Origin of the sequence: uncultured Bacteroides sp., from assembly GCF_910578895.1 — a bacterium.
In the GTDB taxonomy this organism is placed as follows: Bacteria; Bacteroidota; Bacteroidia; order Bacteroidales; family Bacteroidaceae; genus Bacteroides.
Window position 1 is genome coordinate 1 of record NZ_CAJTSC010000006.1, and the last position, 15,662, is coordinate 15,662.

Consider the following 15,662-nt stretch of genomic DNA (forward strand, 5'->3'; position numbering starts at 1 on the left):
CCGGTATCATATACAGGCGGCAGGTCTTCTCAGAACAGACAAATTTTGTATCCTTCAGCTCTTCCGCTTACTGATAACAAAAAAATAATCCCAATTGCCAAGAAACAATTGAGATTATTTTATTTTGTTTTCTAAAATTCAACTCTTACTCACGCAGGTTGTTCAACAGTTTCACCTGCTATCTCATCTAAAATCTTTAAAGCCCTATCAAGAACTGTAGTATCATCAATCATCACTAAACCGCCATCCGGACCGGGTTCTAAATGAATTCCAACACTTTTACCTTCCTTAAAGTTATGACCACCAAAAAAGTTTCTTACCGTGTCAACATTCAGTCCGAGTTCATCGGCTATTCTATGCATACTACCACTAGGTAATGCGTCTTTAATCTTACGGAGTTCATTAAATGTTATTGTTCTCATATTCATAATTTAATGGTTAATACTTTTGTTATTTGTTTATCACGCTATAAACTTAAGGAAAAAAAAAGATAAAACAAACTATTTACCTGTATTTTTCTATGATATCTTTAATATTTCCATAAAGACAAAAAGAAGCCCGTATGAAGTAAATCTTTTTACTCCATACGGGCGCTCTAATTCTCAATAATATAAGAGTATTTCTAAATCATTTCCATTGCAGAAGCTGGAATCCACCCTACTTTACCGTCTTCCAAACGAATTTCTTTCCATTCACGCATGGAATTATCCTTAATTTCAACCTTATATCCCTCATGTAAAACAAACAAACTGGTGCCACTTTCACTCGGAGTACTTCGTACTGTGACACTGGGAGACAAGATTATTGCTTCATTCCTATCCGTCAACTCGCTTTTTTGCTTTGAAGCGAAAATATTACTTAATACTACAAATATCAAGAATATAATCCCTGTCATAAATCCGCTTTTTTTCCAAATAATCTGTTTAGAAAAAAAGAAAAGAGACAATGAGACAAGTAAAAGAATAAAGAATATGATTCCTAACTTTGCCCAAACATCTACACTCAAACAATTTATCAATGAGTTAGTCCAAGCTACGAAAAATATATCGGGAATTGAAGCTACTTTATCTATCGTCTTAGAACGTGCAATCTCCAGGTTAGCACGAATATCGGTATTACCAGGTTGTAACAATAAAGCGCGTTCATAATTCAAAATCGCTCTTGCCATATCATCGGTCTTGTAATAACTATTACCTAAATTATAATAGATTTCAGCAGCCTCTCCTTGTTTCAATAAACTTTCATATATTTGAATAGCAGAAGCATAATCATTTCGCATATATGCACTGTCACCTTGTGTTTTTGTTACATTGACATCTAACTCAACTGTAGAAAACTCGGTAGTATGGGTCCCTATGGACACTGAATCTTTAACAAGAACCGATGCATCTGTTGTAACCGTATCTTGCCCCCAAGCAACCAACACCATCAATAGACCAAATGTCAAGGATATTATTTTCTTCATCATTGTATTCTCCCTAATTAATGTTTTATAGAGTTTTCCATTTTACTGATAATTTCCAAAGAATCCGAATAAACCTTATCCATAGCCTGATTGTCATCTCCAGGAGCAAAACGGGCAAATTCGCAATTATTCAATGCGTTAAGGAAATCTTTTATCAATGCATCATCCACACCATAAACGCGAAGTTCTTCTTCGATATTATCCTTCGACAGGCGCGAAACCGGAATATTCAATTTATCGCTAATATATCCCCATAATGACTTCAATACTTCATCATAGAATGCATCTTTCTTATTATCAGCTAACAATTTACCAGCCAATTTCATGCGTCTCACAGCAACCTTATTTGCTTTCTTCGTACGCATTTTAGCCACATTGGCATTGGCTGCAATCTGCTTACGGTAAATTATAAAAAATAGAGCAAATGCAATGCCAGGCACAATATAGAATAGCCAGTAAAGTAAAGAGCCAAAGAAAAAATCACCTTTTTGAGAAAGAACCACATCATTTTGCTTAATATAGCGTATGTCTTCATTCAAAACCTTCAAATCTTCTTTATTAGTAAAGTTTGCAACGGTTTGAGTCGCATTACCGTTTCCTTTTTCAACGTGGAGTTCATACTCCTCAGTAGTTATAGTCTTATATGTCCGGGATTTAATATCAAAATAACTAAACTCCACAGCAGGAATCTTATACGTTCCCGCATTACGAGGAATAGCAAGGTACTCTATTACTTGGTTACCGGAAAGTCCGGCATTTGTCAAACGGAACTTATTATCCACTTTCGGATCATAGACTTCAAAATCCTCCGGAAATTTAACTTCCGGAGTAGAAACCAATTTCAGATTGCCAGTACCGGAAATAACAAGTTTCACTGTAACGGCATCATTTGTCTTGACATTCGTGCCATTTATAGAAGAAGAAATACCGAACTCTCCCACTCCACCTGAAAATCCTACCGGCTTACCCTCCGGCAATGCTTTCACATCAACCGTCAATTGAGGCGTTATCAACGTTTTCTTTATTTCTACATAATTATTACCACCATTGAAGAAAGCTTCAAAAGGATCGACCACATGAGTAGCTTTAGCTATAGATGCGTCAAAACGTGCTGCATCAATGGTTATCTTTCCCGGTTGTTGCGGAAACAGTACAAACTGACGGTATATAGTTGTTTGATAATTTCTTCCTTTATAATGCTCAAGGCTCCACTTACGGTCATTAGGCAATTCGACTTCTTGTGAATGAAATCCTTTAAAATCGGGAAGCTTTACATTATCAAATCCCCTTAAATCCACTAAAGTATATATCTTATACGTCAATAAAAATGCCTCTTGCTCATACAAATTTGTTTTACTAGCGGTAGCGGTAATAAACAAGTCACTATTTGAAACGGATGTTCCTGATGAAGCACGACTTGCCGAACCGCTTTGCTGTCCACCATTTTTCGAAGATGCTCCTCCATTTGCACGGTCCTCCGGAAGTACATTAATATGTACTGAATTAGAAACCATTTGGTTACCCTCCGCTGTTATGGTGGCACCGGGAATGGTAAAACTACCCTCTTCAGTAGCCATCAAGATATACGTGAATGTAATACTACTAGTAGAAGTGGTCTGCCCGTTAATAATTTGCACACTGTTCTGTTGCGAGCGGCTGGGTCCCATAAGTACATCAAATCCTTTTATAGAAGGAACCCGAAAATCTCTCACTTTCTGCGTAGTCACTGTATATGACAATCTGAACTGATCACCCACCGCCACTGCATCGGGGGCAGACGCAGTAAACGATACTTTGTTATCCGCAAAAGTATGTAAACAGATAACCATCAATGCCATCCATAAGAAAACTATTTTTCTCATATATTATTTTCCTGTTACATTTAATTACCAATCCTTTTCCAAACGACCACCTTGAATAACCTGCTGCTTTTTTACTTTATCCTGAACATTTTTTTCATCCTGCATCACTGAGTTCAAAAGTTGTTCGGCATTCTCTTTGGACATTTCATTATCCTTTTTCTGCGGCTGAGGTGGTTGCTGCTGGTCTTTATTTTGCTGTTGGTCTTTATTTTGGTCTTTCTTATTCTCTTGTTGCTGCTGTTGTTGGTTTTGATCCTGGTTTTGTTGGTCTTGTTGTTGTTGTTCTTTCAACATTTTCTGAGCCAATGCCAAATTATAACGTGTTTCATCATCCTTTGGATTATTGCGCAATGATTGTTTGTATGCTTCTACTGCTTTTGCATAATCTTTTTCTGACTGAAAAATGACTCCCATATTATGATAAATCTGCGCCAAATTATACTTATCTTTTTCCATTTTCGTAGCGGCAACATATTGTTCCATAGCCTCTTCGGACTTATTCTGCTGTGCCAATGTATTTCCAAGATTGAACATGGAAACAGTAGACTTAGGATTTATTTCCAATGCCTTGCGGTAATTCACCTCTGCATCAACAAACACACTGTCCTTGAAAAATCGGTTCCCTTTCCGGATAAAATCACGTTCGGTTTTCTGAGCCGAAACTGTAGCCGTTACCATTAACAACAATAAAATCATTCCTATGTATTTCTTCTGTAACATACGCCTTATTTCTTATTAGAAAACAAATGAACATTACGGAACAAAGGATTCTTACGTTCCAATATCAACAACTCTGCCAACAGTAACAACAAAATAATCCATGCCACTGCTTGAAATTGTTCGTTAAACTCTGTATATACCTGCGTTTCCACATCAGCTTTTGCCATCTTATTAATTTCTTGACTAATTGCCTTTTGAGCCCCATTTGTATTATCTACACGTACATAAATACCATTACCCGCCTTAGCTATCTCCTGACACATCTGCTCATTCAAGCGGGTTACAATCACGTTTCCTTCACGATCACGACGATAATCATTAGTTCCTTCTATCGGAATAGGTTCTCCTTCAGGCATACCCACACCAAGCACATTCACCTGAATATTTTTCTCCATGGCAGCCTTAGCAGCTTCCACTGCACCACCCTCATGATTTTCGCCATCAGTAATGACAATCACCGCACGTCCCACCCCTTCTTGCGGAGTAAAACTACGGGAAGCCAAATTAACAGCCGCACCAATTGCCGTACCTTGTTTGGAAATCAATGAAGGATTGATAGATTCCAAAAACATTTTAGCCGATATATAGTCGCTTGTAATAGGAAGTTGTGTAAATGCATCACCTGCAAACACAATCATACCTACTTTATCATTCTCCATTTTGTCCACTAACTGTGCCACAAGTCTCTTTGCTTTTTGTAGACGGCTGGGCTGCACATCCTGTGCCAACATTGAATTGGAAATATCCAATGCAATCATCACTTCTATTCCTTGGCGCTTTACTGTTTCCAACTTAGAACCGAACTGGGGACGAGCCAACAATACAGCAAACAATCCGATAGCAGTAAATACCATCCAAAATTTCACATCCGGACGATACTTGGATACATCCGGCATCAACTGTACCATTAACAGCGGATCACCAAATATGCGAATTTTCTTTCGTCGGCTATAATTGGAATACAAGTAAAAGGCTGCCAACAAAGGCAATGTCAGCAATAAGTACAAATATGCAGGTTCTTCAAATCGAAACATTTTCTTATTTACTATTTTACAATTTACTATTCTATAATTTGTATACGATACAAAGCCTATTTAAAAAAGTCTACTGATTATGGAATTTTCTTCAAAATTGAATTACGCAACAAAACTTCCAACAACACACACAAGAAAGCCGCCAATGCAAACCAACGATATTCTTCTTGACGCTTACTGTATTCCTTCACGTTCAGTTTCGTTTTCTCCAACTTGTCTATCTCCTCGTACACTTCCTTCAACTTCGAATTACTTGTAGCACGAAAATAATTACCATCAGTTGTTCCGGCAATTTGTGTCAGAGTTTTTTCATCAATCTCAACCGGCATATTGACATATTGCACTGTGCCTCCCACCGGATAAGGGTATGGAGCCATACCGTTAGTTCCTACACCAATAGTATAAACACGTATACCAAAACTTTTGGCAATCTCGGCAGCCGTTAGCGGAGAAATATCCCCCCTGTTATTTGTACCGTCCGTCAACAGAATAATCACTTTCGATTTGGCTTTACTGTCTTTCAGTCGGGTAACCGCATTGGCGATACCCATTCCCACTGCCGTACCGTCCTCTATAAAACCACACTTTACATCTTTTATCAGATTCAAAAGCACAGCGTGGTCTACCGTCAACGGACATTGTGTAAAACTCTCGCCGGCAAACAGCGTAATACCAACATTATCATTGGGACGACCATTGATAAACTCCGCCGCTACATCCTTAGCTGCTTCCAAGCGGTTAGGTTTCAAGTCTTCTGCCAACATACTGGTAGAAACGTCTATAACGAGCATTATATCAATGCCTTCTATTTCACTGTTCTGCCAACTATCAGTGGTCTGTGGTCGGGCTAAAACAAGAATAGTCAATATCAAAGCAATTATCCGAAATACAAACGGTACATGCAACAAATAGTTTTTATAACTTTTTGGGGTATGTGCATATACATGAGCGTCCGAAATCTGAAGCGTAGCTGCACTTTTCTTCCTCTTCATGATATACCATACTATATAAGGTATAAGCAACAGTAGCAAAAATAAATATTCAATATTGGCAAAAACCATGATATTTACAATTTTACAAATTACAATTTATGATTGGAACGGATTTCCTACCATCAGGCAAAATAGTTATACAATTCCAAACCGATATATATCAGCGAACCAATAAGATTCGCTATTAATACAACAATACCTATACCAAGCAATATCTTAGTACGCAAAGAACGTTTTTCGATAATAGTAATCTCAGTAGGTTGTGGTTTAGCATTTTCATCTTCCTTCTCTTTTGTATCATTGACAAAATCAATTGCATTAATCAAGTTAACGTCATTTTCATTCATCAACGGATTATGCTTGGCGAATTTCACCAAATCCGCTGTTTGGAAAAGAGTACGCAAATCAGATATGGCACATTTATCATCTATTTCCAATAACTTATCAATAATTTCAACAGAAGTCATTTCCAACGCATTAAATCCGAAACGATTTTTTATATAGGTACGAATAGTATCTGTCAACTCCGTATAATACTCTTTCGGCTGTCCTTTCTGCCATACTTTCTCGTTCTTGATACGCTCTATCTCCTGCATAGCTAATTGATGCGGAGGTAATTTCGGTTCTACTTTCACCTTGCGAATAATCGGTCTGTTGTCACAAATACACTTCACCAGATAAATAAGCAACAACAAGAATGGTACAAACAATACGGCACAAGCAATAGCCACATACCAATCCTTCCAAGCAAAGGGTGCTTTCATTATCGATTTCGGACCGAAAAACTGTTCAGGATGTAATGTATCTACCGGAATCGAATATACCTTCAACGCCAAAGCTTTGGAACGATATGCCTTCTTATCGACAAGCACTTCCATCGGCGGCAAATAGTACAATGCCGAGTCAAAAGAAGTAACAGTATACTCTTGGGTTATCAACGAGCGCCTGCCGTCATTCAACATTTGCGTATCCGGCTTGGCTATATCAATAATTTCCACTCCTCGTACCAAAGTATCAGTGTAGATAGGAAATATAGCACGCTTATCAGTGTCCAATGATACTTGAAGCTTGATTTTGGCCTGCTCACCAATAAGGATTTGCAAGGAATCAATGGTAGCATCCACTGTCACCGACTGGGCTACTGCCCTACTCGTCAATGCTACCAATAACGTTATCAGAAATAAATATCTTTTCATTTTCCGATTAATTTCTTTTCGCAAATAAATTCATCAATGCCTTCACGTAATCCTGATCGGTACGTATTGATACATTATCGACATTGCTTTTGGTAAATGTATCGTTCAGTTCCATCTGTTTGTTCACCCACCAATCGCGGTGCGCACGCCGAACAGCACGCGAAGAGGTGTCAATCCACTGTTCGTGTCCGGTTTCCGCATCTTTTATTTTCATCAAACCTACGGCAGGTAACTCTTCCACACGACGATCATATATTTGGATAGCCACGACATCATGTTTACGATTCGCAATAGTCAATGCACTTTTGAAGTTCTCCTGATCTATAAAATCTGATAAAACGAAAGCAGTACAACGACGTTTCATAACATTCGTAAAATATTCCAATCCAAGACGAATATTTGTTCGACGACTTTCCGGATGAAAATCAAGTAACTCACGAATGATATACAGTATGTGTTTACGTCCTTTCTTAGGCGGAATGAATTTTTCTATCCGGTCTGAAAAGAAGATGACACCAATCTTATCGTTATTCTGAATAGCAGAAAATGCTAATGTGGCAGCAATTTCGGTTACCATATCTTTTTTCATCTGCTTTATCGTACCAAATTCCAAACTACCGGAAACATCCACCAGCAACATTACTGTCAATTCACGCTCTTCTTCAAATACTTTCACAAAAGGTTTATGAAATCGAGCCGTTACATTCCAGTCTATATCACGTATATCATCGCCAAACTGATATTCACGCACTTCGGAAAAAGCCATACCTCTCCCTTTGAAAGCCGAATGATATTGGCCTGCAAAAATATTATTGGACAACCCATGCGTCTTTATCTCAATCTGACGAACTTTTTTTAATAAATCAGTGGTTTCCATTAGGGTACTTCAACCTTATTCAATATTTTGCTGACGATTTCATCTGAAGTCATATTACTTGCTTCAGCTTCATAAGTCAAACCAATGCGGTGACGCAATACATCATGTGCCACAGCACGTACATCTTCCGGAATTACATAACCACGACGTTTAATGAAAGCGTAGCTACGAGCGGCCAATGCCAAATTAATGGATGCACGAGGTGAACCGCCAAATCCAATCAAATCTTTCAAATCTTTCAAATCGTACTTCTCTGGATAACGGGTTGCAAATACAATATCAACAATATATTTTTCAATCTTTTCGTCCAGATATACTTGACGCACTACCTTACGTGCTTCTATTATTTCATCAGCTTTCAGGATAGGTTTCACATCTAACTTATTACCATTTATATTCTGACGTATAATTAATTTTTCCTCTTCCAATTTAGGATAGTCAATAACAACTTTCAACATAAAACGGTCTACCTGTGCTTCCGGCAATGGATATGTACCTTCCTGTTCAATAGGATTCTGAGTAGCAAGCACCAAGAATGGCTCGGGGAGTCTGAATGTCTCCTTACCTATAGTAACCTGGCGCTCCTGCATGGCTTCCAATAAAGCACTTTGAACTTTAGCAGGAGCACGATTTATTTCATCCGCCAATACAAAATTAGCAAATACAGGACCTTTCTTTACCTGAAAAGTTTCATCTTTCTGGCTGTAAACCATTGTACCTATGACATCTGCCGGCAACAAATCCGGTGTAAACTGAACACGGCTATATTGCGCGTCAATTAATGAAGCCAGCGTCTTGATAGCTAATGTTTTTGCCAAACCGGGTACACCTTCCAACAATACATGCCCGTCAGACAATAAACCTATTAATAACGACTCTACCAGATGCTTTTGTCCTACAATAACCTGGTCCATGCCCATAGTAAGATTGGTAATAAAAGCACTTTGTCTTTCAATCCGTTCGTTTAGTTCGCGGATATCAATTATTTCAGCCATAAATCAATGTATTTTAATGTTTAATTTTTTATTTACTCCAGCCAACTGCCGGTTATTATATTTTGTTCCCAAAAGTACGGGAATAAATTAACCATAGCAACTAATTTTTATTAAAAAACGATGTGAAACCTTTAGATTAAACTACTTTCATAGAGTTTAGTATTTAACAAAAAAAGAAGCAGTAAATAATTACTACTTCTTCACTAATTTTGGTATCTTTATCGTTGTACCTGCAGGTACGTTATCCGGTTTTTTGATAACATCCGGATTATGCTTTACTATATATGGATAAAGCGCCTTAGTACCATAAAAACGAAGAGCAACTTTAGTTAATGTCTCCCCTGGCTTAATAGTATATATTGTCTCCGTCCCCACAATCATATAATTAATAGAATCGGAAGTATAAGCAACTTTGGATTGTTGTTTAGACTGAGACTTGGGCGTATTGACAACAGCAGACTGTTTGATAACAACCTGCACATCCGGCTTTTTAGTTACGGATTCTACTATAGAATTCCCTAATGTTGTATCCGGTTTTACACTATCTACAGAATCTTTAACAATAACACTATCTACCAAAGCAACACCATCAATTGGTGTATCGGTTTTTACACCAACTATTTTTTCTAGCTGTGGATTGATTGACGATTTATTAAATAAATCCGGATAATATAAATAGACAACAACTCCTGCACACAACAGTACAACCAAAACGACAACACCGATAAAGTATCTCATGACAGAAGCTTCTTTTCTGACATCTCCTCTTTCTTCTTCTTTTGTTTCTTCACTACCAACTATTCTTTCTGGAGTAACAGAAGAAACCTTCATAATCTCCTGACCTGTAGTAGTCTCAAAAACAACTGTTCCTACTGAAGAAAGAGTCTCTTCCAAGGAATTCATTCCTTCAATATTTTCAGTATTCTGTGGTACTTCAACTTCTTCAAGCGCATCAACAATTATTTCCGGAAAATTCGCCTTAGCAGTTTCAGAAAGACACACTGTTTCTTCTACATTTTGAAAGTTTTCAGCCGCATCCATCACAATCTCCGCCTTTTGTTCAGCGCCTTCCTCATCCTCATTACTACTCCCTATAGGAGTATCTTCTAAAACCGTATTATCATTAAGTACAACAGGTTCAAAATGCGAAAACGGTTTGTTGATGATATCCTTCAAAGATGGCTCCGGAGCAAACGAGACCTTTGTATGTCCTTGTATTTCAAAGCGTTCTCCTGTATTGACATTGACACTTTTACGACTATCCACATCAATCAGTTTAAAAACTCCCAATCCCCTAATCTTCACATATTTATCTTTCTCCAGTGCTTCTTCTATCAACTGAAAAAACTCTTTCACGAAACTATCAGCATTCGCCTTACCCATACCATGCTTTTCAGCAAGCAAGTCAATCAAGTCCTGTATGTTTACTTTTTCATTCATACTATGGAAGATTTTAAAAGAAAGACTACTTAAACTTATCTTTTAACGATATACTGGGCTTATACGCCAAGACCAATTTTGGTGGAATCAGCATACGTTGCTTTGTTGTTGGATTTACAAATATACGTTCCACTTTCTTTTTCACTTCGAATGTCCCAAAGCCTTGTACAGAGATTGTATTCCCGTCTTCCAACTGCCGTGCCATATCCGACAGCAAAGATGCGACCAATTCCGAGGTATCTTTTACTGTATACCCTAATCGTCGTGACAATTCATAAGTAAATTCTTTATTATTCAAAATCTAAACTTTAAAATTACAAACCACGGTACTATATTAGCAAATCTTATCTATATATACAGAAGTTCGGAAAAGATATTTAAACAACCTTGCCAAAAAGGTCGAAATCATCGGAGTTTATTATCTCTACTTGGTAAAAATTGCCAATCTCCAATGTCTTATCTTCATATTTAATCAACACCTCCGGATCTACTTCAGGAGAATCAAATTCCGTACGTCCGATATAGTACTCCCCTTCCAAACGATCAATAATCACTTTCATCCGTTGCCCCACCTTTGCTGCACTCAGTTCCGCTGAAATACCTTGTTGAATAGACATTAATTCATCCAATCGGCTTTGTTTCACTTCTTGAGGAATAGCATCTTCATAATAAATAGCAGCATACGTGCCTTCTTCTTCGGAATATGCAAAAGCCCCCATTCTATCGAAACGTGCCTTATAGACAAACTCCTTCAATTCCTCAAAATCAGCTTCTGTCTCTCCCGGGTGTCCTACCATAAGCGTAGTCCGTAAATGAATTCCGGGAACCTCCTCACGAAATCTTTCGATTAACCGATACGTTTCTTCCTTGGTTACATGACGGCGCATCTTATCCAATATATTGTCACTAATATGCTGCAAAGCAATATCCATATATTTACAGACATTGGAACGTTCGCGCATCACCCGAAACAAATCTGTTGGGAAATGGACCGGATAAGCATAGTGCAAACGTATCCATTCTACACCCGGAATATCTGAAATTCTTTCAATCAGTTCAGGCAACATCTGCTTTTTATACAAATCTATACCATAATAAGTAAGCTCCTGCGCAATAATCTGAAATTCTTTCACACCACGAGCCACAAGATATCTTACTTCATTCAGAATTTCTTCTATCGGACGTGATACATGCCGCCCCGTAATAATAGGAATGGCGCAATACGAACATTTACGGTCACATCCTTCCGATATTTTTAGGTAGGCATAATGCTTGGGAGTAGTCAATATACGTTCTGTATCAAGTTCATCACGGTATACCTTGCCTAAATCTTGTAACAATTCTTTCCAATTGAACTTACCATAAAACTTATCAACCTGAGGAATTTCAATTGCCAATTCTTCCAAATAACGTTCCGAAAGGCATCCCATTACATAGAGTTGCTCCAAATCACCCTCTTCCTTGGCTTGTGCAAACTCTAAAATCATATTAATGGATTCTTCCTTGGCATCACCAATGAAACCGCAAGTATTAATCACTGCAATCTCTCCTTCCGGACGTTCGGAATCATGCGTCACATGAAAACCCGCTTCTTCCAATTGGCGCATCAAATGTTCCGAATCCACCAAATTCTTGGAACAACCTAATGTTATGATATCAATAGTTTTCCGTTTCATGAATCTCTCCCAAACAATGAATCTACAAACTCTTTTTTACGAAACACCTGCAAATCCTCTATACCTTCTCCCAAACCGATGTATTTAACCGGAATTTTAAACTGGTCGGAAATCCCTATTACAACACCGCCTTTCGCTGTTCCGTCTAATTTAGTTACAGCCATTGACGTAACTTCCGTTGCCAAAGTAAACTGCTTGGCTTGCTCAAACGCATTTTGCCCGGTAGAACCATCCAAAACAAGCAATACCTCATTAGGGGCATCCGATACCACTTTCTTCATTACGTTCTTAATTTTGGTCAACTCATTCATCAACCCCACCTTGTTATGAAGACGTCCAGCAGTATCAATAATCACCACATCAGCATTATTAGCTACAGCAGAGCTTAAAGTATCGTATGCCACAGATGCTGGGTCGGCACCCATTTTTTGTTTTATGACAGGAACTCCTACACGTTCACTCCATATCACCAATTGTTCTACTGCTGCCGCACGAAAAGTATCAGCCGCTCCTAAATAAACGGATTTACCGGCTTTTTTGAACTGATATGCCAACTTTCCTATAGTTGTGGTCTTTCCTACTCCATTCACTCCAACCACCATGATGACATAAGGCTTTCTTGTAACTGGAGTTTCAAAATCATCCACATCATCCGAGTTATTCTCTGTCAGCAAAGCGGCGATTTCATCGCGTAAAATCACATTCAATTCCTGCGCATTCATATATTTTTCATCTGCGGCGCGCTTCTCAATACGCTCAATAATTTTCAACGTAGTCTCCACACCCACATCCGAAGTAATCAATACCTCTTCCAGATTATCCAGAACCTCATCATCCACCTTCGACTTACCGGCTACAGCACGAGCTATTTTGCCAAACACACTTTCTTTTGTCTTAGATAATCCTTTATCTAATGTTTCCTTCTTTTCCTTGGAGAAAAAACTAAAAAATCCCATAGTTTACTTTTTTGTACGATACATTATGCTACAAAGATATAACAAAACTAACAAATAATAAAAGTCGAAACTGTTTAATAACAAAAAAAATCCCCTCACCGACATATCCAGTGAGAGGAACTTTATAAGTAACCAGCGCTTCACAGCAACTGCATTCATCTTATTTCTTGAAAAAATCCTGTACTTTTTCGTTAGGAACCATCTGTTCATCAAAGATGTAGGCACCTGTTTTCGGAGACTTAACCATCTTGATAACCTTTGTATAAGCACGACCTTCTTTAGAACCTTCGTGCAAACTTGCTACTGTTTTCTTTGCCATGGGTTATACTATTATTATTTAATTTCCTTGTGTACTGTCACTCTCTTCAGAATCGGATTGTATTTCTTCAACTCCAATCTCTCGGTAGTATTCTTTCTGTTCTTCGTTGTAATATAACGAGAAGTTCCCGGCATACCGCTATCCTTGTGTTCTGTGCATTCCAGAATCACCTGTACTCTGTTACCTTTTGCTTTCTTTGCCATAATCAGTATTCTCCTCTACTTTTAGCCAATTACTTTAATGCTTTTCCAATCACAATAACCTTTAGCTACTGCATCTTTCAAAGCAGCATCCAACCCTTTTTTATTAATAACGCGCAAACCGTTAGCGCAAATACTCAGACTGATCCAGCAGTCTTGTTCTACATAATAGAACTTCTTATTAAACAAGTTCAAATCAAAGGTTCTTTTAGTTCTTCTCTTTGAGTGTGAAACATTGTTGCCAATCATGGCTTTCTTTCCGGTAATTTGACAAATCTTCGACATTTCTATCTTTATTTTATAGTTTTTATCTATACTTATTTCAAACAGAGCGCAAAGTAAGCACTTTTATCATTACAAAACAAGTTTTTCCAAAAATAATTCATTGTGCAAGAACATTTTTTCCTCACTTCAGCCTATCACAAAGCATCAACAGTGCATTTTGAATAGCCGACTGTACATTTTGCATTCTTCCAAAGTCTCCTTCCTGCTTCATAGTCACAATTTCATTTTTATAGGCAACGGCTATCCACACTACCCCTACCGGTTTTTCCGGCGTACCACCACCAGGTCCTGCAATACCTGAAGTGGCAACCGCACAATCTGTTTTCAACGTTTTCATCGCACCTTTTGCCATTTCAACAACCGTCTCACAACTCACCGCACCATACTTAGCCAAAGTTTCAGTTGAAACATGAAGCAAAGACTCCTTTATCTCATTAGAATATGCCACAATCCCACCACTGAAATACTCTGAACTCCCCGGGACCGAAGTTATCAAAGCAGCTATTCCGCCACCAGTACAACTTTCAGCGGTGGAAAGGGACAAATTCTTTGCTTTCAACAGTTCTCCTACCTCCTCTTCCAGTTTCATACCTTATTATATATTATTACAGAGTAACACGCGAATAAGCCGGAGCCTCTATCGGACAGAAATCCCTATCCAGATACTTGAAGTATCCGGTAATGGCAATCATCGCGGCATTATCCGTTGTATAACTAAACTTGGGAATAAAGATATTCCAGCCGTATTTTTGAGCATGCTCACGGAAAGAGTTGCGCAAACCGTTATTGGCAGACACGCCGCCTGCCACAGCTACATCCTTTATATGATATTGCCTTGCTGCTTTACGTAACTTATCCATTAATATGTCAACAACGGTAGCTTCCAACGAAGCAGCCAAATCCGCTTTATGATGTTCAATGAAATCAGGATTCCCCTTCATCCAATCACGCAAAGAGTATAGAAAAGATGTCTTCAATCCACTAAAACTATAATCTAATCCTGGAATATGCGGCTTACTGAAAGTGAAAGCTTTTGGATTCCCCTGCCGTGCAAGTTTATCAATAATCGGTCCGCCAGGATACCCCAACCCCATTACTTTAGAACATTTATCAATAGCTTCGCCTGCGGCATCATCAATAGTTTGTCCCAATATTTCCATATTGTTATACGCTTTCACCAAAATAATCTGAGAATTTCCACCGGAAACCAACAAACAAAGAAAGGGAAACCTGGGTTGAATATTTTCTTCACCTTCCTCTTTAATAAAATGAGCTAAAACATGACCTGTCAAGTGATTAACATCCACCATTGGAATATCCAAAGAACGAGAAAAACCTTTGGCAAACGACACACCCACCAGCAATGAGCCCATCAATCCCGGACCACGCGTGAACGCCACCGCACTCAACTCATCTTTCGTAACTCCGGCACGCTTCAATGCCTCATGCACTACCGGCACTATATTCTGTTGATGCGCCCGCGAAGCCAATTCGGGCACTACTCCGCCATAAGCCTCGTGGACTGCCTGGCTTGCTACCACATTCGATAACAGGTAACCATCTTTGATAACTGCCGCAGAAGTATCATCACATGAAGATTCTATTCCTAAGATTATTGTACTCATAGTGTTTATTTACGTTTAAA

18 protein-coding genes are annotated in these 15,662 nt (G+C 38.4%); all 18 read right to left on the reverse strand.

What is annotated here, in order from left to right; genetic code table 11:
- Positions 1 to 149 precede the first annotated feature (149 nt).
- The 18 genes from QZ327_RS02675 to tsaD all read right to left on the reverse strand — a co-directional run bounded on the left by QZ327_RS02675 (position 150) and on the right by tsaD (position 15,642).
- Entirely contained in the window at positions 150 to 422 is a 273-nt protein-coding gene (locus QZ327_RS02675) for a DNA-binding protein (protein WP_294617005.1), read from the reverse strand.
- 200 nt (positions 423 to 622) lie between these two features.
- A complete protein-coding gene (locus tag QZ327_RS02680) occupies positions 623 to 1,465 on the reverse strand; it encodes a tetratricopeptide repeat protein (RefSeq protein ID WP_294617006.1) in 843 nt (280 codons plus the stop codon).
- Positions 1,466 to 1,482: 17 nt separating this feature from the next.
- Positions 1,483 to 3,327, reverse strand: a complete 1,845-nt coding sequence (locus tag QZ327_RS02685) for a BatD family protein (RefSeq protein ID WP_294616890.1) — start codon at positions 3,325 to 3,327, stop codon at positions 1,483 to 1,485.
- Between the two features lie 24 nt (positions 3,328 to 3,351).
- Entirely contained in the window at positions 3,352 to 4,056 is a 705-nt protein-coding gene (locus QZ327_RS02690) for a tetratricopeptide repeat protein (protein ID WP_294617008.1), read from the reverse strand.
- Positions 4,053 to 5,081, reverse strand: a complete 1,029-nt coding sequence (locus QZ327_RS02695) for a VWA domain-containing protein (RefSeq protein WP_294616892.1) — start codon at positions 5,079 to 5,081, stop codon at positions 4,053 to 4,055. Before QZ327_RS02695 ends, QZ327_RS02690 begins: the two co-directional genes overlap by 4 nt.
- 77 nt (positions 5,082 to 5,158) lie before the next feature.
- Positions 5,159 to 6,142 carry a VWA domain-containing protein gene (locus tag QZ327_RS02700; protein WP_294616893.1) on the reverse strand — a complete coding sequence of 328 codons (984 nt, stop codon included), beginning with the start codon at positions 6,140 to 6,142 and terminating at the stop codon, positions 5,159 to 5,161.
- A gap of 53 nt (positions 6,143 to 6,195) precedes the next feature.
- The gene (locus QZ327_RS02705; RefSeq protein WP_294616895.1) at positions 6,196 to 7,269 is read right to left on the reverse strand and encodes a hypothetical protein; all 1,074 of its coding nucleotides are present in this window, start codon (positions 7,267 to 7,269) and stop codon (positions 6,196 to 6,198) included.
- 7 nt (positions 7,270 to 7,276) lie between these two features.
- On the reverse strand, positions 7,277 to 8,146 hold the full coding sequence (locus tag QZ327_RS02710; RefSeq protein WP_294616897.1) for a DUF58 domain-containing protein: 870 nt from the start codon (positions 8,144 to 8,146) through the stop codon (positions 7,277 to 7,279).
- Entirely contained in the window at positions 8,146 to 9,141 is a 996-nt protein-coding gene (locus QZ327_RS02715; protein WP_294616899.1) for a MoxR family ATPase, read from the reverse strand. The genes QZ327_RS02710 and QZ327_RS02715 overlap by 1 nt, the downstream gene beginning before the upstream one ends.
- Before the next feature lie 192 nt (positions 9,142 to 9,333).
- Positions 9,334 to 10,581, reverse strand: a complete 1,248-nt coding sequence (locus tag QZ327_RS02720) for an HU family DNA-binding protein (RefSeq protein WP_294616901.1) — start codon at positions 10,579 to 10,581, stop codon at positions 9,334 to 9,336.
- Positions 10,582 to 10,606: 25 nt separating this feature from the next.
- Positions 10,607 to 10,879: an HU family DNA-binding protein gene (locus QZ327_RS02725; RefSeq protein ID WP_294616903.1), complete on the reverse strand. Its 273-nt coding sequence runs from the start codon at positions 10,877 to 10,879 to the stop codon at positions 10,607 to 10,609.
- A 79-nt stretch (positions 10,880 to 10,958) separates the two neighbouring features.
- On the reverse strand, positions 10,959 to 12,257 hold the full coding sequence (gene rimO / locus QZ327_RS02730; RefSeq protein WP_294616905.1) for a 30S ribosomal protein S12 methylthiotransferase RimO: 1,299 nt from the start codon (positions 12,255 to 12,257) through the stop codon (positions 10,959 to 10,961).
- A complete protein-coding gene (gene ftsY, locus QZ327_RS02735) occupies positions 12,254 to 13,213 on the reverse strand; it encodes a signal recognition particle-docking protein FtsY (RefSeq protein ID WP_294616907.1) in 960 nt (319 codons plus the stop codon). Before ftsY ends, rimO begins: the two co-directional genes overlap by 4 nt.
- A gap of 160 nt (positions 13,214 to 13,373) precedes the next feature.
- Positions 13,374 to 13,532 carry a DUF4295 domain-containing protein gene (locus QZ327_RS02740; RefSeq protein WP_005777897.1) on the reverse strand — a complete coding sequence of 53 codons (159 nt, stop codon included), beginning with the start codon at positions 13,530 to 13,532 and terminating at the stop codon, positions 13,374 to 13,376.
- A 14-nt stretch (positions 13,533 to 13,546) separates the two neighbouring features.
- Complete coding sequence (gene rpmG, locus QZ327_RS02745; RefSeq protein WP_002560155.1) at positions 13,547 to 13,735, reverse strand: 50S ribosomal protein L33; 189 nt, start codon at positions 13,733 to 13,735, stop codon at positions 13,547 to 13,549.
- Between the two features lie 21 nt (positions 13,736 to 13,756).
- Positions 13,757 to 14,017 carry a 50S ribosomal protein L28 gene (rpmB, locus tag QZ327_RS02750; RefSeq protein ID WP_136010997.1) on the reverse strand — a complete coding sequence of 87 codons (261 nt, stop codon included), beginning with the start codon at positions 14,015 to 14,017 and terminating at the stop codon, positions 13,757 to 13,759.
- A 121-nt stretch (positions 14,018 to 14,138) separates the two neighbouring features.
- The gene (locus QZ327_RS02755) at positions 14,139 to 14,606 is read right to left on the reverse strand and encodes a CinA family protein (RefSeq protein ID WP_294616914.1); all 468 of its coding nucleotides are present in this window, start codon (positions 14,604 to 14,606) and stop codon (positions 14,139 to 14,141) included.
- Between the two features lie 16 nt (positions 14,607 to 14,622).
- Complete coding sequence (gene tsaD, locus QZ327_RS02760; RefSeq protein ID WP_294616916.1) at positions 14,623 to 15,642, reverse strand: tRNA (adenosine(37)-N6)-threonylcarbamoyltransferase complex transferase subunit TsaD; 1,020 nt, start codon at positions 15,640 to 15,642, stop codon at positions 14,623 to 14,625.
- Between the last annotated feature and the right edge of the window lie 20 nt (positions 15,643 to 15,662).